Below are 21604 nucleotides of genomic sequence, written 5' to 3'. Positions count from 1 at the left end.
GCACCTGACCGACCTCTTCCGCCTTCATGCTCAGACAACTGCTTCTTTCCCTGCTCGTCCTTGGCGTTGGCACGGCCTGCGCCGACACGCCGCATATCGGTGACATGGTGGAGGTACAAGGCACCCTGACGATTCGCGGCAACGAGCCGTTCACCTATCCGGTCGTGTCCAGCGGCACGAAGATCTGGCAGCTCGTCGGCATCGACCGTGCCGTGGCAATGAAGCTGCAGAACAGCATCGTGCATGTCACCGGGCATGTCGGCTCCAACGCTGTACCGTCAGGGCTGCCCGCTATTCAGGTTGACACGGTGACCGAGGGCGACGCAAAAGCGCCGTGAGTGCATCGCGGCGAACGATCCATGGCGCAGGTGGTCAACAGCTGAGCAGCGTTCTACATCGGCGCATGCATCGGTTCGCCGAACCTCACGACCAGGCGGACGCGGTTCGAACGGCTAAGCGCCCTTCCCCGGCGCGTCATTGTCGACGCCCGCGACCCGTAGCACGCCGCCCTTCCCCAAGGCATTGCGCGCCTCGACCAGCGTAGTCCGCGCGGCGCGCGCATCGGCGGCAAGGCGCAGCAGCGCGCCGAGTTGCGACGGCTGCCGCAGCAATTCGCGCAGAATCGGCCCGAGGGCGGTGCTGCCGTCGTCGCGCAACCCCGCCGTCGCGGCCGGCGGCAGTGTACGCCAGGCCGGATCGACGACCGCGCGGCACACGGCGAACGGCAGACCGTGCGCGGCAGCGGTCGCGCCCGCGATGTGCGATTCCATGTCCACCGCGAGCGCGCCGGTCGATTCGTGCAGTGCGCGTTTGTCTTCGGCGGTGATCAGCGGCGCGGCGACCGCCGCCATCGCGCCGCGGCGCACGCGTCCCGCGAGCCCTTCGGCCATCCTGCGGTCAGTCACGGCTGCGGCAATGCGTTCCGCCCATTGCCGATCCGTATCGATGCGTCCAGACGGCCCATGCACCGCATCCGCGACGATCAGCGCGCCCGGCTCCAGATCCGGCGCGAGGCCGCCGGCCGTGCCGAAACTGACGATCCCCGCGGCGCCGCGCGCGAGCGCCGCGTTCAGCGCGCGCTCGAGCAGATCGGCGCGCGCCGCGTACACGACCTCGACGCGCTCGCTGCCGTCGCCGCGCGCGATGCGCGCTTCGAACGCCATGCCCGTCACGACGATCACCGGCAAGCTGTTAGCGCCCGTCCCGACGGACGGCATCATCGACACCGACATCCGTCACATCCCGACCGTGACGCGCGTGAGCCCATTGCGCTTCAAATGACGGAAGCGTGCGAGCGCCCACAGCGGGAAGAACTTGCGATATCCGTGGTAGCGCAGATAAAACACGCGCGGAAAGCCGGTCGCGGTAAAGCGTGTTTCGTCCCACAGCCCATGCTCGCGCTGCTCACGCTGCAGATAGTCGATCCCGCGCGCCACCGCGTCGTGACCGACCTCGCCCGCCGCCATCAGCCCGAGCAGCGCCCACGCGGTCTGCGACGCGGTGCTCGGCGCGCGCTCGTAGCCGCGATAGTCGAGCTTGTAGCTCTCGCCACCCTCGCCCCAACCGCCGTCCTCGTTCTGGATCGACACGAGCCATTGCACCGCGCGCCGCATGCGCGGGTCGTCGTGCGGCAAGCCGGCCGCGTTCAGCGAGCACAGCGCGGTCCACGTGCCGTAGATGTAATTCAGGCCCCAGCGGCCGTACCAGCTGCCGTCCGATTCCTGCTCCTGCAGCATGTAGTCGAAGGCGCGCTGCGCCGGTTCGCTGCTTTGCGGCAGTTCGCCGATCTGCGCGAACATCGACAGACAGCGGCCCGACACGTCCGCGGTCGGCGGATCGAGCAGCGCGCCGTGGTCCGAGAACGGGATGTTGTTCAGGTAGTACTGCGTGTTTTCCGGCTCGAACGCGCCCCAGCCGCCGTCGCTGCTCTGCATGCCGACCACCCATTCACGCGCGCGGGCAATCGCGTCGCGATCCACATCGGATTGCGTGAGCGCCGCCGAGCGATGCATCGCCATCGCGACCACCGCGGTATCGTCGACGTCCGGGTAATGCGCGTTGTTGTACTGGAACGCCCAGCCGCCCGGCCGCACGTTCGGGCGGCGCGAAATCCAGTCGCCGCGCACGTCGAGAATCTGCAGCGGACGCAGCCACGCGAGCCCGCGTTCGGCCGCCTGTTCGGCGCGCGCCTCGCCGGTTTCGAGCAAAGCATGCGCCGCGAGCGACGTGTCCCACACCGGCGACAGACATGGCTGGCAATACGCTTCGTCGTCCTTGACGATGAGCAGTTTGTCGAGCGACTTGCGAGCGATCGCGCGATGCGGATGATCGGCCGGATAGCCGAGCACGTCGTACATCATCACCGAGTTGGCCATCGCCGGGAAAATCGCGCCGAGGCCGTCCTCGCCGTTCAGCCGTTCGTCGACGAACGCGACCGCCGCGCGGATCACTCGTTCGCGGGTCGCCTTCGGCAACAGGCCATCGACCGCGCGCAGCACCGTATCGACACAACGGAAAAAGCCGAACCAGCCCGCATGCTGATGCGGCGCGCGCTCGTTCATGCCGGTGTTCACCGGCGCACCGCGGAACAGCTCGTCGATGCGCACGCGGCGCGGGTTGCGCGCGAGGGGCCGCTTCGCGTTGAGCACGAGCAGCGGCACGATCACCGTGCGCGCCCAGTACGACACCTTCGACAGATGGAACGGGAACCACATCGGCAGCAGCATGATCTCGACCGGCATCATCGGCACCGCGCGCCACGACACCACGCCGAACAGCGCGAGCAGGATGCGCGTGAACACGTTCACGTGTTCCGCGCCGCCGTGCGCGAGGATCGCATCACGCGCGCGCACCATGTGCTCGGCGTCGACCGGGTCGCCGATCATCTTCAGCGCGAAGTACGCCTTCACGCTCGCGCTGACGTCGAGCGCGCCGTCGGTGAAGAGCGGCCAGCCGCCGTTCGGCAACTGGATGCGGCGCAGATAACGCGCGATCTTCTGCTCGAGTTCGAGGTTCGGCGTTTCGCCGAGATAGTGGACCAGCAGCACGTATTCGGCCGGAATCGTCGCGTCGGCTTCGAGTTCGTAGACCCAATGGCCGTCGGGCTGCTGCGCGGCCAGGATCGCATCGGTCGCGCGCGTGATCGATGCGTCGAGCGCGCTCGCGCCGGCGTCTTGCGCGGGCGCGGGGGTTGCGGTTGCCGATGCGTCCGCCACGGCGGGCGCGTTGGCAACCACGGCTGCTTCGGCCGGGTTCAGCGCCGCATCGGCGGCGTCGGGCAGCACCGCGTCGAGCGGCTGGGTTTGAGATAAGTCGTTCATCTGCGTTCCATCGGTTGATTCAGCAGCGTATCCGCGGCCTTCTGGCCTGAGCGGATCGCGCCTTCCAGCATCGCGGGCAGGCCGGTGGCCGTCCAGTCGCCCGCGAGCAGCAAATTGTTCCAGCGAGTGCGTGTGCCCGCCCGCAATGTCTCCTGTGTGGGCAACGCGGCGAACATCGCGTGCGGGTGCGCCACCACCTGCCAGCGCGGCAGCGGCGCGAGCGGCAGATTCACGGCCCGCGCGAGCTCGGCCCAGACGGTTGCCGCGAGCGCGTCGTGCGGCGTGCTCAGGTGCCGCTCGGCGCCGTTGAGCGTCACCGACAGGCGGTCGTCGAACGCGAACAGCCAGTCGGCCGTTCCGTTCAGCAGCGCGGTGATCTGCGGTGTGCCGAACGGCGGCTCGACCGCGAAATGCAGGTTCAGCGTGGCCGCGAAACGCGTCGGCGCGCGCAAACCCGGCACCAGCGCCGCCGCGGCGTCGGGCGGCAGCGCGAGAATCGCCGCCTCGTTCGCGCCGAGCGCGATGCTGTCGTCGGCGAAATGCAGCGTCTGCACACGCGCCGGGTCGGCCGCGAACGTGATGTCACGCAGAGGCGAGCCGAGCCGGATCGTCGCGCCGCCATGTTGCAGCAGCCGCAGCGCCGGATCGACGAACGCGCTGCCAAGACCGTTGCGCGCGACGAGCGGCCGGCACGCGAGCCCGCCCGCGAGCAGCGTTTCACGCACCAGCGCGCCGGTCAGCTCGGCCGACGCGTCGCGCGGCTCCAGATTCAGATGCGCCTGCAACAGCGGCCGCAGCAGCCGGTCCCACAGCGGACCGTCACAGCGCATCGTCTGCGCGACACTGCGGCCGGGCTTCGCGAACAGCAGCGGCACGAGCGACAGGTAGTCGGAAGGCGCCGTATTCGGCACGCGCGCGCGCGCATCGAAAATCCACCACGGCAAGCGCCCCGGCGACAGACGCACGGTCCAGCGCGAACCCGTGGCCAGATCGATGAACGGATACTCGGGCTGCGCGGGGCCGACCAGCTCGTCGGCGGCGCCGATCGCGCGCACGTAGTTCAGCGTCGCGGTGTTGGCCGACAGCACGATGTGATTGCCGCTGTCGAGCGTCGCGCCGAGCTGCGCGTCGTAGTACGAACTGCAGCGGCCGCCCGCGTGATCCTGCGCTTCGTGCAGCACGACCCGCGCGCCGCGCCGCTGCAACTGCACGGCGGCGGCGAGCCCGGCTACGCCCGCGCCGACCACATGGACGAGCTTCGGCATCAGCTCAGAAAAGCGCGTAACGCGCGACGATCCACAGCAGGCGCAGCTTCGGCTTGCTGACCTTCGTGCGCGGAACGTCGAAGCCGCGCTCCAGCGTGCGCTCGAGCAGCACGCGATAGACGCCCGACATGATGCGCGGCGCGCGCACCTGAGCGCGCGGCTCGCGATCCATGATCGCGTCGGACTCGGCGAAGTGCCGCTTCGCGCGCTCGGCGAGCGTCGCGCAGATGCGCGGCAGCGACGGATCGTCGGCGATCTGCCGCGGGTCCGTGGTCGCGATGCCTTCGCGCGCCAGCAACTCGCGCGGCAGATAGCAGCGGTTAATGTCGGCGTCTTCGTCGATATCACGCAGGATGTTGGTGAGCTGCAGCGCGCGGCCGAGATGGTGCGCGAGCAGCCGGCCCGGCTCGTCGCGCATCCCGAATATCCTCACCGACAGACGGCCGGCCGCGCTCGCGACGCGGTCGCAATAGAGGTCGAGCGTGGCGTCGTCGGGCGCGCAGATGTCGGCGGCGGCGTCCATCGCCATGCCGTCGATCATCGCGTGGAAATCCTCGCGTTGCAGATGAAACGTGTGAATGTGCCGCGTCAGCGCGCGCAACGACGCGCGCGGCTGGCCGGTGTAGCACGCGTCGATGTCGGCGCGCCACTGCTCGAGCCCGGCCGCGCGTTCGGCGCGCGGCAGGTCGCTGTCGGCGATGTCGTCGACCGCGCGGCAGAAGGCGTAGACCTGATACATCGCATCGCGCTGCGCCGCCGGCAGGATGCGCATCGCGAGATAAAACGAGCTGCCGGACGTGGCGGCAGCGGCGTCGATTTCAGTATCGTCCACGACAAGATTGGAAACAGCCAAGACGATCTCCGCTGGAGGCGCCCGCTGAAAGGCGATCAAAGAGGTTTTTATGCCGACCCGCAGGGCATTGGCCCGCGCGCGCGGACACGCGCGACACATCCGGCCAGGTGGCCGGAAACGGCGAAAAGTATAGCAATCTTTGCCGGTGACCGCAGTTTCGCCGGTCGATGGGGATACGGGAAGGAAGGCCGCCGGGCGCGGCGCGGCGGGCTCGACAGCGCCGCCACCGCTAGCGGATCAGGCCCCCGCGAGGCGGAACGCGACCGCGCAGTTGCGGCCCTGGCGCTTGGCGCTATACAGCGCCGCGTCGGCCTCGTTGATCAGGACGTCGTAGGCGGGCACGCCCTCGCGCGCCGACGCGCCGCCCAAGCTCGCCGTGACCGGCACGCTGGTGCCGATCAGCTCGACCGGCGTTTCCTCGATCACGCGACGAATCTTCTCCGCGACCAGCATCGCGTCGTCGAGCGGCGTGCACGGCAGCAGCAGTGCGAACTCCTCGCCGCCGAAGCGCCCGAACGTGTCCTGCGCGCGAACCACGCCGGCGACGCGCTGCGCCATCACGCGCAGCACCGTATCGCCGACGCCGTGACCGAACTGGTCGTTGATCTTCTTGAAGTGATCGAGGTCGAACAGCAGCATCGACATGTCGCCGCCGTAGCGCTGCCAGCGCGTGAACTCGTCGCGCAGCCGCGCTTCGAAGAAGCGCCGGTTCGCGATGCCGGTCAGCCCGTCGCGATTCGCGTACTCCTGCAGCTTCGCCACCGCCTCCTCGCGTTCACGCTGCACGATGCTCACATGCGTGACGTCGGAGATCGTCACGCACACGGCCACCACTTCGCGACCGCGCATCAGCGGCATGAACGTGCAGTCCTGCTGCATGAAGTCGACGCCGCCCGTGATCGGCCGGTCGTGATCGAACTTGAACAGATACGGACGCTGCTCCCACGAACTGAACGCGAAGCTGCCGAGCTGGAACACGCTCTCGATCTTGCGCGACAGCCACACGCGCGGCAGCTCCGGAAAGTTCTCATAGATCGAACGGCCGACCACCTGCTCCGCCGACAGGCCGCTATGGTCCTGCATGAAGCGATTCCACATCAGCACGTTCAGTTCGCGGTCGAGCACGAAGATGCCAAAACCGACCCGCTCGACCACGAGGTCGCTCAACGATTCCACGGAGACGTTCATAGACTGGACAGCAGCGCGTCGAGCGCTTCGTTCATGTGACGGATTGAGTCTTCGGCCATCAGCATCACCAGATGCGCGCGAAAACTCTGATGTTCGAGCGCGAAGTTCACTTCGACGAGGAGCGCCACCTGCCATTGCAGCACGCCGGGCTGAAACACCTGGTCGAGCGTCAGCATCTCGCCGAGCATGCCCGGCGCGGAAAACACCGGCGTGCGGCCGAGCTGGTCGAGTATCGACGACACGCAAGCGCCCGACAGCAGGTTCGCCACGTCGAGCATCAGTTCGCGCTCGCTGACCGCCTCGTAGCTCGAGCGCGCGTATGGGTCACTCACCAGCGAACACAGCTGCGCGATGCTGTCGCTGCGACAGATCACCAGCACCTCGCCCTTGATGTCCGAGCGAAAGCCCTGACGCACCGCGCTGACCGTGTCGTCGATGTGGGTCATCTCGCGCAGCGTGCGCGCCGCGTCGCTCACCGCGACCATCCGCACGCGCGGCACCGACAGCTCGATAAACGCATCGAGCAGCGCCGCGAGCCGCGTCGCTGCCCGGCCCATCGCGAGATTGGCGATTTCCTGCAGCGCGTCGCGCTGGTCTTCGGTGAAGGCGGGCTCAGACATACAAGCCGTACTCCTTGAGGATGGGCAGGACCGCCTCCGGCGTCACCGGCTTGGCGATGAACGCAATCGCGCCGAGCTCGCGCACGCGCGTCTGGGCGAGCGGCTGCACGTCGGCGGAAACGACGATCACGAAGGTATTGAGGTCCTCGTGCTGCAACGCTTCGAGGACCTGGTAGCCGGTCATGTCCGGCATCGTCAGATCGAGGAACATCACCGATGCCTTGCCCTCGCGATACAGCGTGAGCGCCTCGCGCCCGTTCGTCGCGTAGGACACCTCGACGGCCCAGTCCGGCGGCAGTGCTTTCGTGAGCAACTTGCGGGCGAGCAGCGAATCGTCGGCGATCACAATGGGCAGCATGGCAACGGCGGGTCGGGGAGTTTGGGCAGCTCGGATAAAGGAATCGGCTCGTTCGTCTGCGCGTTTTGCGCACCTGGTTGTTTGCGTTTTCCGTTCGTCCCGACAGCGGATGGCGGCGCGCCTTCGCGAGCCGCCCATCGACGCGCGCTCAGGTACGGTGGCGCCTGTCGAATTGCAATTGCCTTTGACGAGAGGGGTGCGAATGCAGCAGGACGCGTTTGACAGACCTGGATGATCCGGCGCGCAGGTATGACAACGGCCCTTTTATCGTGGCGAGAATTGTCGAAGCAAAGCCGCGCAAAAGCAACTCGCCAGAATCGCTGACGGTAACGATCTGTTTCTATGCTAGGCTAATTTCAGAAATAGTTCTATCGTCTGAACTAACATTGTTTCATGTTTATACTTTTGTGTACGTTTGCGCTTCCCGATTCGTCGCTGTTTTAAAGCCGCTCTTAAAGAGCGGCCGCCACGGCGGACGCCCGACCCCCTCGCTTTGCGGCAATTTTTCCCGCGCTGCGTCTATGCTTGTTCTGAAGGCGGCATGGCGCCGGCAACGGCCCGATACGGGGCTGCCAGATTCGAACGACTTTTCGCGTCAACGACAATGACATCAGACCGGGTCGACTCCGCGCGCGCGGGCCGCCTTTCGCGTCGTCCTGCCCCCGAGCAGGACGACGCGTCGTTTCCCGCCGTGCCGGAACAGAATTTCCAGGTGCGTCGCATCACGCTGATCGCACTGCTGGTCGCGGCGATCGTGCTGCCGTTCGTCTACGTCGCGGCGATGGCATTTAGCGATCTGCGCTCGCGCGAGGCCGACGCGACCGATCTGGCGCTGCGCACGGTGCGGGTCGCCGAGGAACACGCGTTGAAGGTGTTCGACATGAACGAGACCCTGAACTCGCGCATCGTCGATCTGGCCGAGGGCCTCGACGACGACGGCGTCCGCGCGCGCGAACACACGATTCACGACAAGCTGCGCACGCTGGGCGGCGGCTATCCGCAGGTGGCCTCGGTGTCGATCTTCGGCCAGCAGGGCGCGCTGCTCGCGAGCAGCCGCCTGTATCCGTCGCCGGAGATTTCGATCGGCGAGCGTGACGATTTCGTCGGCATCCGCGACGGCAACGTGCTCGAACAGGTGTCGAAGGTGATGACGGGGCACGTCAGCGGCGAGCAGGTTTTCAACATGGGCGTCGAGCGTCAGGCGCCCAATGGCTCGTTCGCGGGCGTCGTGTCGATTGCGCTGCGGCCCAGCTATTTCGACGCGTTCTATCGCGAGCTGCTCGGCAACAGCGACGACACGCCGATCATCCTGAGCCTCGTGCGTACCGACGGCGCGGTGCTCGCGTATTACCCGCGCGGCCCGCGCGAGCCGACCGCGCTCGCGGCCGATTCGCCGTTCGCCCAGGCGGTCCAGCAGGGGCAGCGCTCCGGCGTCGTGCGGATGCACTCGAGCTTTGCCGAGGGCGACGTGATCGTCGCGTTCCGGCACGTCGGCTCGTATCCGGTCTACGTGCTGTGCGGCTATCGCACGTCGGCGATCTGGGCTGGCTGGTACAGGCACCTGAGCGTGCTGATCCTGTCGATGTTCACGCCGTCGATCGCGCTGTGGTGCGTGATCTGGCTGTCGCTGCGCCGCCTCGGCGCCGAACAGGAAGCGTGGCGGCGCTGGCAGGCCGAGGCCTCGATGCGCCGCTCGATCGAATCCGCGTACCGCCAGTCGCGCAAGATGGAAGCGCTCGGCACGCTGGTCGGCAGCGTCGCGCACGACTTCAACAACCTGCTGATGATCCTGTCGGCCAACGTGCAGATCATGCGGCGGCGCGGCATCGGCGGTCTGGAGCGCGAAATGTCGGCGATGGAGCGTGCGTTGAAGAGCGGCCAGTCGCTGACGCGGCAGCTGCTCGGCGTCGCTCGCAAGCAGCCGCTGCGCACCGAGACGCTGTCGCTCGCACGCTGGTTGCCGTCGTGCCGCGAGTTGCTGCGCGCGTCGCTCGGCGCGAAGGTGTCGCTCGTGGTCGATAGCGGCGTCGATACCTGGCCGGTGCGCGTCGATGTCGCCGAGCTCGAACTCGCGCTGATCAACGTCGCCGTCAATGCGCGCGATGCGATGGCCAACGGCGGGCGCTTCACGGTGCGCGCGAGCAACGTCGTGTTCCGTCACGAGGACGGCTTTCCGCTGACCGGCGAGTTCGTGCAACTGTCGCTCGAAGACACCGGCGCCGGCATGGCGCCCGACGTGCTCGCGCGCGCGTTCGAGCCGCTTTTCACGACCAAGCCCAAAGGCATGGGCACGGGACTCGGGCTGCCGCAGGTCTTCGCGTTCTGCGAGGGCTCGGGCGGGCTCGCGGCCATCGACAGCGCGATCGGCGCGGGCACCTCGGTGCGGCTCTATCTGCCGCGCGCGTCGAGCGCGCCGCAGACGTCCGGACCGGCCGAAGCGCTCGCACCCGACAGCGGCGGGCCGCAGGGTCTGCGCGTGCTGCTGGTCGAGGACAACGAAGAAGTTGCCGCCGGCACCGAGGCGCTGCTGCAGATGATGGGGCACCAGGTCACCTGCGTATTCAACGCCGACACGGCGCTGCGCGTGCTCGACGACGCCCGCGCGACGCGTGCGGGAACCGGCGAGCCGCTGCCGTTCGATCTGGTGCTGTCGGACATTCACATGCCGGGCAAGATGAACGGTATCGACCTGGCCGAAGCGGTGCTCAGGTTCGACCCTCGGCTGCCGGTCATTCTGGTCACCGGCTACGCGGAAGAGCTCGACCGCGCGCGGCACGTGAACGTGCGCGTGCTGTCCAAGCCATTCGATATCGGACTGCTCGAGCAGCTGCTCGAATCGATCCAGCACGACGCGCTGCGAACGAGCGCCGACGCGGCCGCGCATCCGGCCGATACCTGAGCTCGGCGTCATCCCGGCGTCATTTACCAGACCTTGTAAAAAGCGCGGCCGTGATACGCCGCGCTTTTGCATCATCAGCCCGCGTAACGCGTAGCGCGCCGGGCAGCGCGGCCGCGGGTGGGACGCGGCACCGCCGCGCGGTGGTGCGAGGGCATGAAGGTTGCGTGCCCGAGGACAGCAAGGGGACGACGCCTCGGGCGCCGCCCGGTCCAGCAGAACATGTCGGGAGACAACCATGCAACATACCGTGATTGGTTTATTCGACACTTACATGCAGGCTGAAACCGCCCGCGACACGCTCGTGCAAACCGGCTTTGCGCGCGAGACGATCGAGTTACAGGCGAACGCCGAACCATCGGTAGGCTCGGCCACTGGCGAAGTCGCCAACGCGGGCGTGCTCGCGAATATCGAGCGCTTTCTCGCCAGCCTGTTTTCGACCGGCCCGCGCCCGTCGGACACCGAGCGCTATGCCGAGGCGATGCGGCGCGGCGCGGTGCTCCTGTGCGTCCATGCGGCGAGCCAGTCGCATGCGGAGCTGGCGCGCAATACGCTGGTACGGCTCGGCGCGACCGATATCGGTGACCGCCTGCCCGAAGCGGAAGTGCCGGTCGGAACCGGGCGCGACCACTCGGTGCTCGATGAGCTGGGCATCGGCGCGGTGATGCCGGGCACGCCCCGCACGTCGAGCGTGACGACCGAGGCGGGCGCGAGGCCGGGGATGCGGGACACCGCTGCGACACCGGGGGCTGCGGGCGTGAGTTCGAGCCGCGGCGCGGTGGGTGCGGCGGGTGCCGCCGGCGTGACGGAATCGACAGGCATTGCCGGCGCGACGGGCGCCACTTCGGTGAGCGGTACGAACGCGGCCGACACCATGCAACCCCGCGCCACACCGCCAGCCGATCCGCTGAGCGCGGTGCCGCCGGTCGGCATCGGCATTAGCGCCGAGCCGTTCGCGGTGCCGCCGATCAGCGAACGGCCGATCAACGATCCGCTCAACGAACCCATCGTAGATCCGCTCGCCGGCGATGCGGGACGCGGCGCGATCGCCGCCGGCTCCGTGCCGGGTTCGGGCGCGGTGATGCAGCCGTCCGACATCGTCCCCGAAGGCGGACAGCCGGGCACCGGTCCCGGCGCCCAGATGCCGAACGAATATCTGGAGTACGAAGAAGATTTCCGCACGCACTACGACGAGCAGTACGCGGCCGCGAACGCGCGCTACGAAGACTATGTGCCGGCCTATCGCTACGGCGCGGAAATCGGTCGGGACGCGCGATTCCGCGATCGTCCGTGGGAAGAGATCGAGCCCGAAGCACGCCGCCATTGGGAAACCACGTCGCCGGACAGCACGTGGGAGCGCTTCAAGCTCGCGGTGCGTCATGGGTGGGAACGCGTGACCGGGCATCATCACGTGTAGTCGAGGCCGGCCGGTCTGGCCGGATTCGGCGTTGCCGCCAGTGCATCTCGCGCTGGCGTCGCGCCGGGCGAAACGGGCGCGGCCGCCTCACGCGGCGCGCGCCTTGTCGTTTTGCGTCGTTGCGTCGGCGGATGGTCAGGGCGCCGGTCAGCGGGACCGGGGCCCGGCTACACCGCTCCGTGCCGCTTGACCCACGTGACGTAGCGGTCCATGAACGTCTGCAGGAACTTGCGCGTGCCGTCGTTGACGATCTCGCCTTTTTCGTTGATCACCGACGGATCGTGCTTGATGAACACCTCGGGCTGTCCCATCGTCGCGACGTCGAGATAGGCGAGCACGTTGCGCAGATGCTGCTGAGCGAGCGCGCTGCCGGTCGCGCCGACCGAGGTGCCGAGCACCGCGCCGGGTTTGTTGCCCCACGAATTCGTGCCCCACGGCCGCGAGCCCCAGTCGAGCGCGTTTTTCAGCACGCCCGGTATCGAGCGGTTGTATTCGGGCGTCACGAACAGCAGACCGTCCGCGGCTTGCACGCGCTCCTTGAGCTTCTTGCCGGCTTCGGGATAGTCGGCGTCGTAGTCCTGGGAGTACAGCGGCAAGGAACCGATATCGATGTATTCGAAGGTGAAATCGGCCGGAGCGAGGGAAATCACCGCCTGAGCCAGGTGTCGATTGAACGAGTCTCGCCGCAGGCTGCCGACGACCACTGCAATGTGATAGGCCATGTTCGCTTCCTCAGGTAAGGCGCTCGACGCGCAAAGTACGGAGTGTCCATCATAGGCAAAAGCCGCGCGAAACGCCTGGGCGCTGGCGGATTTGGCGAGGCGATAGCGTAACAGGAAGGGTTCTTGCGACGGGTATCGGTGGATAACCTCGCTGCTCGAAAAGTTATCCACAGATTCGCTGAATAACCTTGTGGATAAGTGGAACTTTTGCCTTGTCAATCAAGCATGCCTTCGGGCCCGCCCGAACTGAGGCAATGGGACACGATCGACATTCTGGAGGACCGGATCATGAGTCTCGACTACGCAGGAAAATCCCACGACGAAGCGCTCGCCGCGCGCAAGAAGACCCGGCAACGCGCGCAGGAGCCGGCGGGCGGCGAGATGGCCGTCGACGGCGTCGAAGCCGATGCCACACATAGCTGCGGCGAGTTGTCCGAGAAAGGCAAACAGGTGTGGCGCACGGGCGCCGGACTCGATGGCGGGGGGAAGGCGCCGAGCCGCTAGGATGTGCGGGTCGTCCCTCGGCGGTGGAGAGGCGCGGCTGCTTGACGCCGCCCTTTTCCCATCGTGCTGAATGCGAAAGCTCGCAATAATTGAACTCGACTGTCATAAACCGCCGTGCCGCGCGACCAAGCTCCTCGGGCTATCGATTGCCAAGGGGCATATGTTCAATACCGATTCGCTGAAACAGGAACGTGAGGGAGAATGGCGCACGCATCCACAGACCGTGCGAGGACGACCATCCGCTCATGAATCACGACGTTTCAGGACGACACGCGCAACCTGCAGCGCAGCGACGGAGCCCGCCGTGACGCAGCCAGGCGGTCCCTCGCTCGACGATCCCATCTATCTCGCGCAATTGCGGCGCGACCTCGTGCGCTTCGCCCGTCTGCAATTGCGCGATGCCGCGGCCGCCGAGGACGCCGTGCAGGAGGCGCTGACCGCCGCATGGACTCAGGCCGCGCGTTTCGCCGCGCAGTCGGAGCACAAGACCTGGGTGTTCGGCATCCTGCGCCACAAGCTCGTCGACACGTTGCGCGCGCGCCAGCGCACGGTCAATCTGTCGGCGCTCGAAGCCGAACTCGACGGCGAGACGCTGCTCGATCGCGAGCTCTTCAAGGACAACGGCCACTGGTCGCGCGAGAGCAAACCGCGTCCGTGGCCGACACCCGAAACCGCACTGCGCCAGCAGCAGTTCTGGACCCTGTTCGAGATGTGCCTCGAGCATTTACCCGAGCACATCGGACGCGTGTTCATGATGCGGGAGTTTCTCGACCTCGACATCGCAGCGATCTGCGCCGAACTGCAGATCAACGCGAATCATTGCAGCGTGCTTATCTATCGCGCGCGGCTGCGGCTGCGCACGTGCCTGAGCGAAAAAGGCCTATCCAGCGAGGATGCGAATGGGGAAGTGTAAGGACATCACGCGGCTGCTATCCGATGCGCTCGACCGCTCGCTGTCGACTGGCGAATGGCTCGCGATCCGCCTGCATCTGCCGACCTGCAGCGGGTGCCGGAACTATCGCAAACAGATCCGCCTGCTGCGGGTCGCCGCGCATGTGGCGGGCGGATCGGCAAGCGTGGATGGAGCGGTGAGCGGCGACGAGTGAGGCGTCGGGGGCGGGAAGAGGATGGCTGTTCAAGCTTTGCCGCTCAGTAGTTCAGCGCTCACCGGGCGGCACGTCGCGATAGCGGTCGAAGAAGCGGGCATGCGAAGTTTCATCGATGCCGACAGGATGCGCGTCGGCACGCGCCGGATGTTTCGCGAGTTGCGCGCGGGTGCGAATCGGCCGAGGCGCGAAATTGCCGCCGCAATTCGGACACACGTTGCGTAGCTTCGTCAGCGCGCAGACCTCGCAGAACGTGCATTCGTAGGTGCAGATCATCGCGTCGGGCGCGTTCGGCGGAAGTGATTTGCCGCAGCCTTCGCAGCTTGGTCGCAATTCGAGCATGGCGGTGACTCCTGTCGTTGGCGACGCGAGGCCCGGGTTGCCTGCTTGGCGTCGCGGGAAGGTCTGCGTACGTATTCCTGTGTGCGCGTGTCAACCCGCGGCCCGAACGGGTGAGGCTGTCGCGCGCGCCGTGCTCACGTCAACGCGCTCCACAGCACGAGCGTCAACGCAAGACCGACGACCGATACGATCGTCTGCAAGACCGACCACACCAGCACGGTCTGTTTAAGCTGGAGTCCGAAATATTCGCGGACCATCCAGAAGCCGGCGTCGTTCACATGGCAGAAGAACACCGAGCCGGCACCGATCGCGAGCGCCATCAGCGAATTGTGCGTCGTGCTCAGGCCCGCGACGACCGGCGCGACGATACCGGCCGTCGTCGTCGTGGCGACCGTTGCCGAGCCGGTGGCCTGACGCAGCGCGACGGCGATCAACCAGGCGAGCAAGATCAACGGCATATGCGCGCCGACCGCGATCTTGCCGATCGTCGTGCTGATGCCCGCGACGACGAGCGCCTGCTTCAAGCCGCCGCCCGCGCCGATCGTCAGCAACAGCGCGGCGATCGGCGGCAGGCTTTTGCGCAGAATCCCGCCGACGCGCTCGCGCGCCATGCCGCGCGACCAGCCGAGCACGATCACCGCGAACAGCACGGTGAGGCCCAACGCGATCAGCGGCTCACCGAGAAAATTCAGCGTATCGAAGAGCAACGTTTCGGGCTTAAGCAGCAGCTTCGCGACCGTGCGGCCGAGCATCAGAATGACGGGCAGCAGGATCGTGATCAGAGAGATCGCGAAGCTCGGCGGCTCGGTGCCGTTCTGATGCGCGGTGAACAGCTTGCCCATTTCTTCGGGCTCGACCACGTGCATCCGTTTCGACAGCCAGATGCCGTACAGCGGACCAGCGAGGATCACCGCAGGAAGCGCGACGATCAGGCCGAGGCCCAGCGTCAAACCGAGATCGGCGTGCAACGCGCTCACCGCGATCAGCGGACCCGGATGCGGCGGCAGCAGCGCATGCAGCGTCGTCATGCCGGCGAGCGCGGGAATCGCGATGCGCAGAATCGGCTGTTGTGAGCGACGCGCCATCACGAAGATGATCGGCACCATCATCACCAGGCCGACTTCGAAGAACAGCGGCAGGCCGATGAGCAGCGCGACGACGGCCATCATCCATGGCAGCGTGCGCGGGGTCGAGTGCTCCAGGATCGTCGACACGAGCCGGTCGGCGGCACCCGATTCGGCCATCAACGCACCGAGCATCGCGCCCAGCGCGATGATGATGCCGACGTCACCGAGCAACGCGCCGGCGCCTTTGCTGAATGCGCTGGCTACCGCTTCGAGCGGCAGGCCGGCGGCGAAGCCCGCCGCGAACGTGCCGACCAGGATCGACAGGAACGGCGCGAGCTTCAGCACGCTGATGAAGATGATGATCAGTGCGAGTCCTAGCGCGCACGACAGGATCAGTTGGGTGTCGTGGGCGGCCCACGGTGTCAGTGTTGTCGTTACAGGCACGGTGGCTTTTTTCCTCTCTTCGTTTTCGGTCGATCGATGCAGCCGCGAGCGGGTGGTCGCAGGGCGCTATTTCGCCGGTCGATTGTAGCGGGAGGGGATGGTTGGGCGTTGGGCCAATGCTTCGCTACTCCCGCATGATTTGCTTATGCGAATTTATCGGTTCGTCCAGGCCGGCAGACGAATTATCGTCGGAGCCAATCGGACCATTATCTGGCGTCCGTCAAATTCATTTTCGACGAGTATTCTCATGTCCCGTGATCCGCTGCTGACGGGCCGTACGTTTCTTGCAGGCGTAGGCGCAACGCTGGCCGCCGCCGCGTTGCCCGGCTTCTCCGCCGCCGCATTTGCCGCCGATGAACATGCGAAAGAACTTCGCATCGGATATCAGAAAGCCGCGAGCACCCTGGTCTTGCTGAAGGCGCACGGCACGCTCGAAAAGCGGCTCGCGCCACTCGGCGTCACGGTCAGATGGACCGAGTTTCCGGCTGGACCGCAATTGCTGGAAGGGCTGAACGTCGGCGCCATCGACTTCGGCTATGTGGGCGAGGCGCCCCCCGTGTTCGCGCAGGCCGCTGGTGCGAATTTCGTCTATACCGCGTATGAAATTCCGACGCCTCACGCCGAAGGCATTCTCGTGCATCCGGACGCGCCAATCAGAACATTGGCCGATCTGAAGGGAAAGAAGATTGCTCTGAACAAGGGCTCGGATGTGCACTGGTTTCTCGTCGCCGCGTTGCAGAAGAACGGCGTGCAGTTCAGCGAGATTCAACCCGTGTATCTGCCGCCCGCCGACGCACGCGCGGCCTTCGAGCGCGGTGCGGTCGATGCGTGGGCCATCTGGGATCCGTTCCTCGAAGCCGCCAAGCGGCAAACGAATGCGAGGCAACTCGCCGATGCCGAAGGTATCGTGAGTCACCACCAGTTCTTCCTGAGCGCGCGGCCCTTCGCGCAACGCAACGGCGACGTCCTCGCGATCGTGATCGATGAAGTCGGCAAAGAAGGGGAGTGGGTGCGCGGCCATTACAGCGAGGCCGCAGCACAACTCGCGCCGATTCAAGGGCTCGACGCGAGTGTGATCGAATCAGGCTTGCGCCATTACGCGCATATCTACAAGCCAGTCGATGCGAACGTACTCGCGGAACAACAGCGCATTGCGGATACGTTCACTGAACTGCACCTGATCCCGACGAAGATCGTGACCAAGGATGCCGCGCTGTTGGGCAAAGCCTGACACCGCAGTTCGAGACTGCATTGCGCGCATCGTTTTTACTCCGACGGTCGCCCGATCAGGCGAACAGCGTGGCGACATTCTCCGGCGGCCGGCCGATGACTGCACGCCCGTTTCTGACGACGATCGGTCGTTGCAACAGAATCGGATGCTTCGCCAATGCTTCATAGAGCTGAGCATCGGTCAGCGACGGGTCGGCAAGATTCAGTTCTTTATATTCGGCCTCGGTGTCGCGGATCATTTCGCGGACAGGACAGCCAAGTTGAGCATTGAGATTCTTGAGCTCTGCGACGGTGAGCGGCTTCTTTAGATATTCGACGATTTCCGTCACTTCGTTTGCGGGGTTGTAGGTGTTCGCGACTAGCTCGCAGGTGGCGCGCGATTTGGAGCAGCGGGGGTTGTGGTAGATGGTGATCATGGCTGAGTTCAGGGCGTGTGCCGTTGAAGGAGATGGTGACCGTTTGTAGGGTGTGAGAATTTTAGCGGGTGACTCGATGGCGTGGCGCGGATGGCTGCCTGGCATGCGCGCTGTTTGAATGGTCGGCGGGGTGGGTCGGTTTATGCGCATAAACCGGCGCTGCCTTCGGGGCGGGTGGGAGCCGCTTAATGCTGGCAGCCTGGTTCAGCGGCGCTTGCGCGGGCGCAATACAAACAACAACCTATATGCCCGCGCTGATGAAGCATCGGCGACACACCTGCCGCTTGCCGCCGGGTCCGGGGAAAAGCGGAGTCGGGCGAGTCCATGGCGAATGCTCTTTCCGGGCCACTTTCCACGCGAACTTTATGCGCATAAAGACTGACGCCGCTTTGGTCGTTCAGATGCGCGAGATCCTTTTCACAGCGGATCATCCCGCGAATCGCGAACACTCGCCGACGCGCGAGCACGCGGTACGCGAGCAGAGACTCCTTTCCCTTCCCCTCCGCAAGACGATCAGCAACGCTTACGAGGCAGTCGACGCTTCCTCGCATCTCGCGCAAGACCCCGGGCCCACCTCCGATGCCTCTTTATGCGCATAAACCCTTTGCCGAATGGCCTATTTCCGAATTTCGCTTACTTAAATCATTTGAAATAGCAATTCAACCAGGTAAAATCCATTTGCGTCTAAAAAGAGGAGGTGAAATTTGGCGGCAGAAATCATCGCGGTAACACAGCAGAAAGGCGGGGTCGGGAAGAGCACCATCGCGATGCATCTCGGCGCTGCATTTCACGAGAAAGGCAAACGCGTTCTCGTCGTCGACGCGGATGGCCAAAACACCCTTATTCACTGGGCCAGCGCTGCATCCGACGGCGACACCGGCATTCCCTTCGCCGTCGTCAACCTGTCCGAAGCAGGCAGCCAGATCCATCGCGAGATCAAGAAGTTCGTGGCTGACTACGACATCATCGTCGTCGACTGCCCGCCCTCCATCACCGAAAAAGTCTCCGGCGTCGTTCTGCTCGCGGCAAGCGTTGCGGTGATCCCAACCTCCTCGTCCCCCGCCGATTACTGGTCGAGCATCGGCCTCGTCAAGCTGGTCCAGCAAGCGCAGGTCATGAACGAAGATCTGCGCGCGGTGTTCCTGCTCAACAAGACGGAAGAGAAACGGATGCTCACGCGCGAGCTGAAGCGCGCGCTCGAAGAACTGGGCTTCCCTCTCCTTAAGACCCAGATTCCCACGCGCGAAGCCTACAAGCAGGCAATGGCGTTAGGGCAAACGGTGCTTCAAATGAATGACCGCGGCGCGAAGCTCGCCGCGCTCGAAGTACGGGCGTGCGCGAACGAGATCGCCGCCTTGCTCCCGTGAATTTATGCGCATAAAGGACCCTGAATGAAACCGTCCCAGTTCGCCAAAGGTTTTCAAGCACGCCCTGACACGACTAGCAGCGAAAAGCGCACCGCGCTCGACCGTCTGAATGCAATCGACGGCCTGGTCAGAAACGAGGCGAACACTCCCGCAATCGCAGGGCGTTCGATTCCGGCAGTCGTGCCGTCACGTCTGCAGGACGTCGAGATTCCCGATCCGGACAACGAATCAGCGGCCTACCGCGCGTGGCGGCTCGAACACGGCTATCGTCCCGGACAGGTCATCGAACTGGCGCTCAAAACCATCAAGCCGAGTCCGTTTAATCCACGGTACTTCTATGTGAAGTCGTCGATTGCGGAACTCGCCGTCAATCTGGCGAAGCAGGGGCAGCAGCAGGCGATTCACGTCATTCCCGACTACGACAACCCTGGCACCTACTTCGTCAGTGACGGCGGCCGACGGGTGCGGGCGCTGAAAGAAGCGAACAAGGAATCGGTGAAGGCGATCGTCATCGATCTGCCGATCGGCATACAGAGCTACAAGCTCGGCTACGACCTCAACGTGCAGCGCGACTCGCAGACGGTGTTCGACAACGCCATCGTCTGGCGACGCTTTCTCGACGAGAGGCATTTCCAGAGCCAGAAGGAACTGGCCGAACACCTCGGGCTCGACGAATCGACAGTTGCAGTCGCGCTGTCCATCGCCAAGCTCCCGGAACCCGTGATGCAGGAGATGGTCGCGCGCCCTGACCGCTTCGGCTCGAACATGGCGTATCAGGTGGGCCGCTATCACACGGCTCGCGGCGCGGATGCGACGCTGCGACTGATCAATCGGATCCTTTCCGACGATCTGAGCACACGTCAGGTCGCCGACATCGTCAAAGGCCGAGCGACTGCGCCGGAGAGCGCCAAACCGGCGGGCCGGCAACGCTATGCGCAACGTCTGGAAATCAAGCTCGGCGGTGTGTCGGTTGGCGACCTGAAGTCGTACGGGGACGACCGGCTCGAGTTGCGCCTGAAAGGCCTCACGCGCGAAAAGCGCGATGACATCCTGCTGCAGATTGAGAAGATGCTGAAGTAAGACGTGAGGGGCAGTGCGCGCGCACCGCCGCCTCGACGCTAAAGCCCATCATTGACCCATCAGGCCGCGCGCGACTGGCTAAGCGTAAAGGCGAGCAGATCGCCGTCGGTGGGTTCACCCCAGGTCCTGCGCGCGAGCCAGTCGAAGAACGCCGTTTCGACGATCTTCGAGTCGAGCCCGCGACGCCGCCAGTCGTCGCGCATGTGCGTGCCGAGCCCCGGCAATTCTTCTTCCTCGAACGACTGCCGCGCGATATCGCGCTCCGACTCGCCCTGTTCGTTGTACAACTCGTAGGCCTGCTTGCGACGGTAAGCCGAGTATTCGCCGAGCAGACGCGCCTTCAGATCGTCGGCCGGCGACGCCGCGGCCTTGCTGGCGACACCGCCCGCAGGTAGGGCCTCCACGGGCGGAGCATAGCCTTTCTTCAACGCATCCTTGAACAGCGCCGGCGCGCTGCGCACCGGCGGCAGCGACGTGCTGCGCATGCGCTGCTCGGTCATCTGCAGAGCGGCGCGGATCCGGTTCTCCTCGCTGTCCGCGTAAAGCGTCTGTGCTTCCTTGAGCGGAATGCCGATTTTCACCATCCGGTCGACCAGCGTGCTATCGAACACGTTCGGATGTTCGTCGAGCGCGAGCATCGGCTGCTTGCGCTCGGTCACGCGAAACTGGATTTCGGCAACGCGCCGACCCTCGCGATGTTCGATGAGTTCGACAAAAATGTTCGTGACCGCGTTGACCTCGGCGATGGCCGGGCGCAGGTAGTCGCGCTTGAAATACTTGTACTCGCGCTTCGCTTCGTCGCCGGCTTCGGTGTCCGGCGTGCCCGACAGGATCGGCCGCCACCATTCCCAGGTCTCGCGCATCGTCAGATGGCTCGGGTTGGTCAGATAGCGCACGCAGATCTCGTAGAGCGCGAGGCCCGCGCTGCTGCGCAGCTGGCTCTGGAACTGCAGACTCAGACGCGCATACTGAACCGGATCGAGCAGCTTCTTCTTGATCTTCGGCGCAAACGAAAACTCGACCCAGACGCGACGCGTGGTCGGATCTTCGAGAATTTCCGCGTCCGCGATCAGCGTCGAAATACCCCATTTGCGGCCGGGCTTCTGACTCGACGTGCCGGTGCTCCACTCGACCTGCACCGACACCATGCGGCGCAGGTGCTCCTTGACGAGCGCGGTGTCATTGGAATCGAACGCGGAATTGGCGACGATGTCGGACAGCAGCGCCCGGTAAGTGTCGCCAGACTCATCCGCTTGCTGGGCCACCGCGAGCAACACGTTAAACAGCTTGCGCGTGAGCAGCGTGATCTTGCCGCTCTTCGGCTGGATCGCGATCGCCTCGACGGCTTTGCGCAGTTCAGCCGAGCTCGGGCTGACAACATCGGTCTTTTTCGCGCGCTTCGTGGCCAT

Annotated in this window: 21 protein-coding genes; 9 read left to right on the top strand and 12 right to left on the bottom strand. The window is 65.4% G+C overall.

The annotated features are described in order from the left end of the window. The first annotated feature begins 26 nt into the window (after positions 1-26). Entirely contained in the window at positions 27-338 is a 312-nt protein-coding gene (locus L0U84_RS19970; RefSeq protein WP_233852128.1) for a hypothetical protein, read from the top strand. Positions 339-452: 114 nt separating this feature from the next. Here L0U84_RS19970 and L0U84_RS19965 read toward each other — a convergent pair whose 3' ends face one another. The 7 genes from L0U84_RS19965 to L0U84_RS19935 all read right to left on the bottom strand — a co-directional run bounded on the left by L0U84_RS19965 (position 453) and on the right by L0U84_RS19935 (position 7604). Continuing rightward, positions 453-1232 carry a phosphorylase gene (locus L0U84_RS19965; protein WP_233852126.1) on the bottom strand — a complete coding sequence of 260 codons (780 nt, stop codon included), beginning with the start codon at positions 1230-1232 and terminating at the stop codon, positions 453-455. Positions 1233-1235: 3 nt separating this feature from the next. Next, positions 1236-3320, bottom strand: coding sequence for a squalene--hopene cyclase (gene shc / locus L0U84_RS19960; protein ID WP_233852124.1), 2085 nt, complete (start codon positions 3318-3320; stop codon positions 1236-1238). Beyond that, positions 3317-4585 carry a hydroxysqualene dehydroxylase HpnE gene (hpnE, locus tag L0U84_RS19955; RefSeq protein WP_233852122.1) on the bottom strand — a complete coding sequence of 423 codons (1269 nt, stop codon included), beginning with the start codon at positions 4583-4585 and terminating at the stop codon, positions 3317-3319. Before hpnE ends, shc begins: the two co-directional genes overlap by 4 nt. A gap of 4 nt (positions 4586-4589) precedes the next feature. After that, entirely contained in the window at positions 4590-5438 is an 849-nt protein-coding gene (gene hpnD, locus L0U84_RS19950) for a presqualene diphosphate synthase HpnD (protein WP_233852121.1), read from the bottom strand. Positions 5439-5675: 237 nt separating this feature from the next. After that, on the bottom strand, positions 5676-6626 hold the full coding sequence (locus tag L0U84_RS19945) for a sensor domain-containing diguanylate cyclase (RefSeq protein WP_233852119.1): 951 nt from the start codon (positions 6624-6626) through the stop codon (positions 5676-5678). Next, complete coding sequence (locus L0U84_RS19940) at positions 6623-7246, bottom strand: chemotaxis protein CheC (protein WP_233852118.1); 624 nt, start codon at positions 7244-7246, stop codon at positions 6623-6625. Before L0U84_RS19940 ends, L0U84_RS19945 begins: the two co-directional genes overlap by 4 nt. Beyond that, positions 7239-7604: a response regulator gene (locus L0U84_RS19935; RefSeq protein ID WP_233852117.1), complete on the bottom strand. Its 366-nt coding sequence runs from the start codon at positions 7602-7604 to the stop codon at positions 7239-7241. The genes L0U84_RS19940 and L0U84_RS19935 overlap by 8 nt, the downstream gene beginning before the upstream one ends. A 604-nt stretch (positions 7605-8208) precedes the next feature. Here L0U84_RS19935 and L0U84_RS19930 point away from each other — a divergent pair. Both L0U84_RS19930 and L0U84_RS19925 read left to right on the top strand, forming a co-directional pair. Next, entirely contained in the window at positions 8209-10503 is a 2295-nt protein-coding gene (locus L0U84_RS19930; protein ID WP_233852116.1) for a hybrid sensor histidine kinase/response regulator, read from the top strand. A 235-nt stretch (positions 10504-10738) separates the two neighbouring features. Next, entirely contained in the window at positions 10739-11917 is a 1179-nt protein-coding gene (locus tag L0U84_RS19925; RefSeq protein WP_233852115.1) for a hypothetical protein, read from the top strand. A 167-nt stretch (positions 11918-12084) separates the two neighbouring features. On the opposite strand, the gene L0U84_RS19920 is transcribed toward L0U84_RS19925, so the two are convergent. Continuing rightward, a complete protein-coding gene (locus L0U84_RS19920; protein ID WP_233852114.1) occupies positions 12085-12639 on the bottom strand; it encodes an NADPH-dependent FMN reductase in 555 nt (184 codons plus the stop codon). Between the two features lie 288 nt (positions 12640-12927). On the opposite strand from L0U84_RS19920, the gene L0U84_RS19915 reads away from it, so the two are divergent. The 3 genes from L0U84_RS19915 (at position 12928) to L0U84_RS19905 (ending at position 14249) form a co-directional block, all read left to right on the top strand. Next, positions 12928-13143, top strand: coding sequence for a hypothetical protein (locus L0U84_RS19915; RefSeq protein WP_233856652.1), 216 nt, complete (start codon positions 12928-12930; stop codon positions 13141-13143). A 304-nt stretch (positions 13144-13447) separates the two neighbouring features. Further along, positions 13448-14056 carry an RNA polymerase factor sigma-70 gene (locus tag L0U84_RS19910; RefSeq protein ID WP_233852113.1) on the top strand — a complete coding sequence of 203 codons (609 nt, stop codon included), beginning with the start codon at positions 13448-13450 and terminating at the stop codon, positions 14054-14056. Further along, entirely contained in the window at positions 14037-14249 is a 213-nt protein-coding gene (locus L0U84_RS19905) for a zf-HC2 domain-containing protein (protein ID WP_211193350.1), read from the top strand. Before L0U84_RS19910 ends, L0U84_RS19905 begins: the two co-directional genes overlap by 20 nt. Before the next feature lie 51 nt (positions 14250-14300). On the opposite strand, the gene L0U84_RS19900 is transcribed toward L0U84_RS19905, so the two are convergent. Both L0U84_RS19900 and L0U84_RS19895 read right to left on the bottom strand, forming a co-directional pair. Beyond that, a complete protein-coding gene (locus L0U84_RS19900; protein ID WP_233852112.1) occupies positions 14301-14591 on the bottom strand; it encodes a DUF1272 domain-containing protein in 291 nt (96 codons plus the stop codon). Positions 14592-14725: 134 nt separating this feature from the next. After that, entirely contained in the window at positions 14726-16102 is a 1377-nt protein-coding gene (locus tag L0U84_RS19895; RefSeq protein ID WP_233852110.1) for a GntT/GntP/DsdX family permease, read from the bottom strand. Positions 16103-16349: 247 nt separating this feature from the next. Between L0U84_RS19895 and L0U84_RS19890 the strand changes: the two genes are divergently transcribed. After that, entirely contained in the window at positions 16350-17333 is a 984-nt protein-coding gene (locus L0U84_RS19890) for a sulfonate ABC transporter substrate-binding protein (RefSeq protein WP_233852109.1), read from the top strand. A 55-nt stretch (positions 17334-17388) separates the two neighbouring features. Here the strand turns inward: L0U84_RS19890 and arsC are convergent, their stop codons facing one another. Further along, positions 17389-17748, bottom strand: coding sequence for an arsenate reductase (glutaredoxin) (arsC, locus tag L0U84_RS19885; protein WP_233852107.1), 360 nt, complete (start codon positions 17746-17748; stop codon positions 17389-17391). A gap of 704 nt (positions 17749-18452) precedes the next feature. Between arsC and parA the strand changes: the two genes are divergently transcribed. Further along, positions 18453-19115: a ParA family partition ATPase gene (gene parA / locus L0U84_RS19880; protein WP_187635418.1), complete on the top strand. Its 663-nt coding sequence runs from the start codon at positions 18453-18455 to the stop codon at positions 19113-19115. Between the two features lie 24 nt (positions 19116-19139). Further along, positions 19140-20195 (top strand): ParB/RepB/Spo0J family partition protein, encoded by a 1056-nt coding sequence (locus L0U84_RS19875; RefSeq protein WP_233852106.1) that lies wholly within the window; start codon positions 19140-19142, stop codon positions 20193-20195. A 59-nt stretch (positions 20196-20254) separates the two neighbouring features. Here the strand turns inward: L0U84_RS19875 and L0U84_RS19870 are convergent. Beyond that, positions 20255-21604 (bottom strand): replication initiation protein (locus L0U84_RS19870; protein WP_233852105.1); only part of this gene is annotated, 1350 nt, incomplete at its 5' end.

The organism is Paraburkholderia sp. HD33-4, from assembly GCF_021390635.1.
Classification (GTDB): domain Bacteria; phylum Pseudomonadota; class Gammaproteobacteria; order Burkholderiales; family Burkholderiaceae; genus Paraburkholderia.
The sequence above is the reverse complement of the archived record's forward strand: the minus strand, read 5'-3'. Positions and strand labels throughout refer to the sequence as shown.

Excerpts from the sequence above, each read along its gene's own strand:
- L0U84_RS19970 (WP_233852128.1), top strand. The coding sequence starts at position 27 with ATGCTCAGACAACTGCTTCTTTCCCTGCTCGTCCTTGGCGTTGGCACG.
- L0U84_RS19965 (WP_233852126.1), bottom strand. The coding sequence starts at position 1,232 with ATGTCGGTGTCGATGATGCCGTCCGTCGGGACGGGCGCTAACAGCTTG.
- shc (WP_233852124.1), bottom strand. The coding sequence starts at position 3,320 with ATGAACGACTTATCTCAAACCCAGCCGCTCGACGCGGTGCTGCCCGAC.
- hpnE (WP_233852122.1), bottom strand. The coding sequence starts at position 4,585 with ATGCCGAAGCTCGTCCATGTGGTCGGCGCGGGCGTAGCCGGGCTCGCC.
- L0U84_RS19945 (WP_233852119.1), bottom strand. The coding sequence starts at position 6,626 with ATGAACGTCTCCGTGGAATCGTTGAGCGACCTCGTGGTCGAGCGGGTC.
- L0U84_RS19940 (WP_233852118.1), bottom strand. The coding sequence starts at position 7,246 with ATGTCTGAGCCCGCCTTCACCGAAGACCAGCGCGACGCGCTGCAGGAA.
- L0U84_RS19935 (WP_233852117.1), bottom strand. The coding sequence starts at position 7,604 with ATGCTGCCCATTGTGATCGCCGACGATTCGCTGCTCGCCCGCAAGTTG.
- L0U84_RS19930 (WP_233852116.1), top strand. The coding sequence starts at position 8,209 with ATGACATCAGACCGGGTCGACTCCGCGCGCGCGGGCCGCCTTTCGCGT.
- L0U84_RS19925 (WP_233852115.1), top strand. The coding sequence starts at position 10,739 with ATGCAACATACCGTGATTGGTTTATTCGACACTTACATGCAGGCTGAA.
- L0U84_RS19920 (WP_233852114.1), bottom strand. The coding sequence starts at position 12,639 with ATGGCCTATCACATTGCAGTGGTCGTCGGCAGCCTGCGGCGAGACTCG.
- L0U84_RS19915 (WP_233856652.1), top strand. The coding sequence starts at position 12,928 with ATGAGTCTCGACTACGCAGGAAAATCCCACGACGAAGCGCTCGCCGCG.
- L0U84_RS19905 (WP_211193350.1), top strand. The coding sequence starts at position 14,037 with ATGCGAATGGGGAAGTGTAAGGACATCACGCGGCTGCTATCCGATGCG.
- L0U84_RS19900 (WP_233852112.1), bottom strand. The coding sequence starts at position 14,591 with ATGCTCGAATTGCGACCAAGCTGCGAAGGCTGCGGCAAATCACTTCCG.
- L0U84_RS19890 (WP_233852109.1), top strand. The coding sequence starts at position 16,350 with ATGTCCCGTGATCCGCTGCTGACGGGCCGTACGTTTCTTGCAGGCGTA.
- arsC (WP_233852107.1), bottom strand. The coding sequence starts at position 17,748 with ATGATCACCATCTACCACAACCCCCGCTGCTCCAAATCGCGCGCCACC.
- L0U84_RS19875 (WP_233852106.1), top strand. The coding sequence starts at position 19,140 with ATGAAACCGTCCCAGTTCGCCAAAGGTTTTCAAGCACGCCCTGACACG.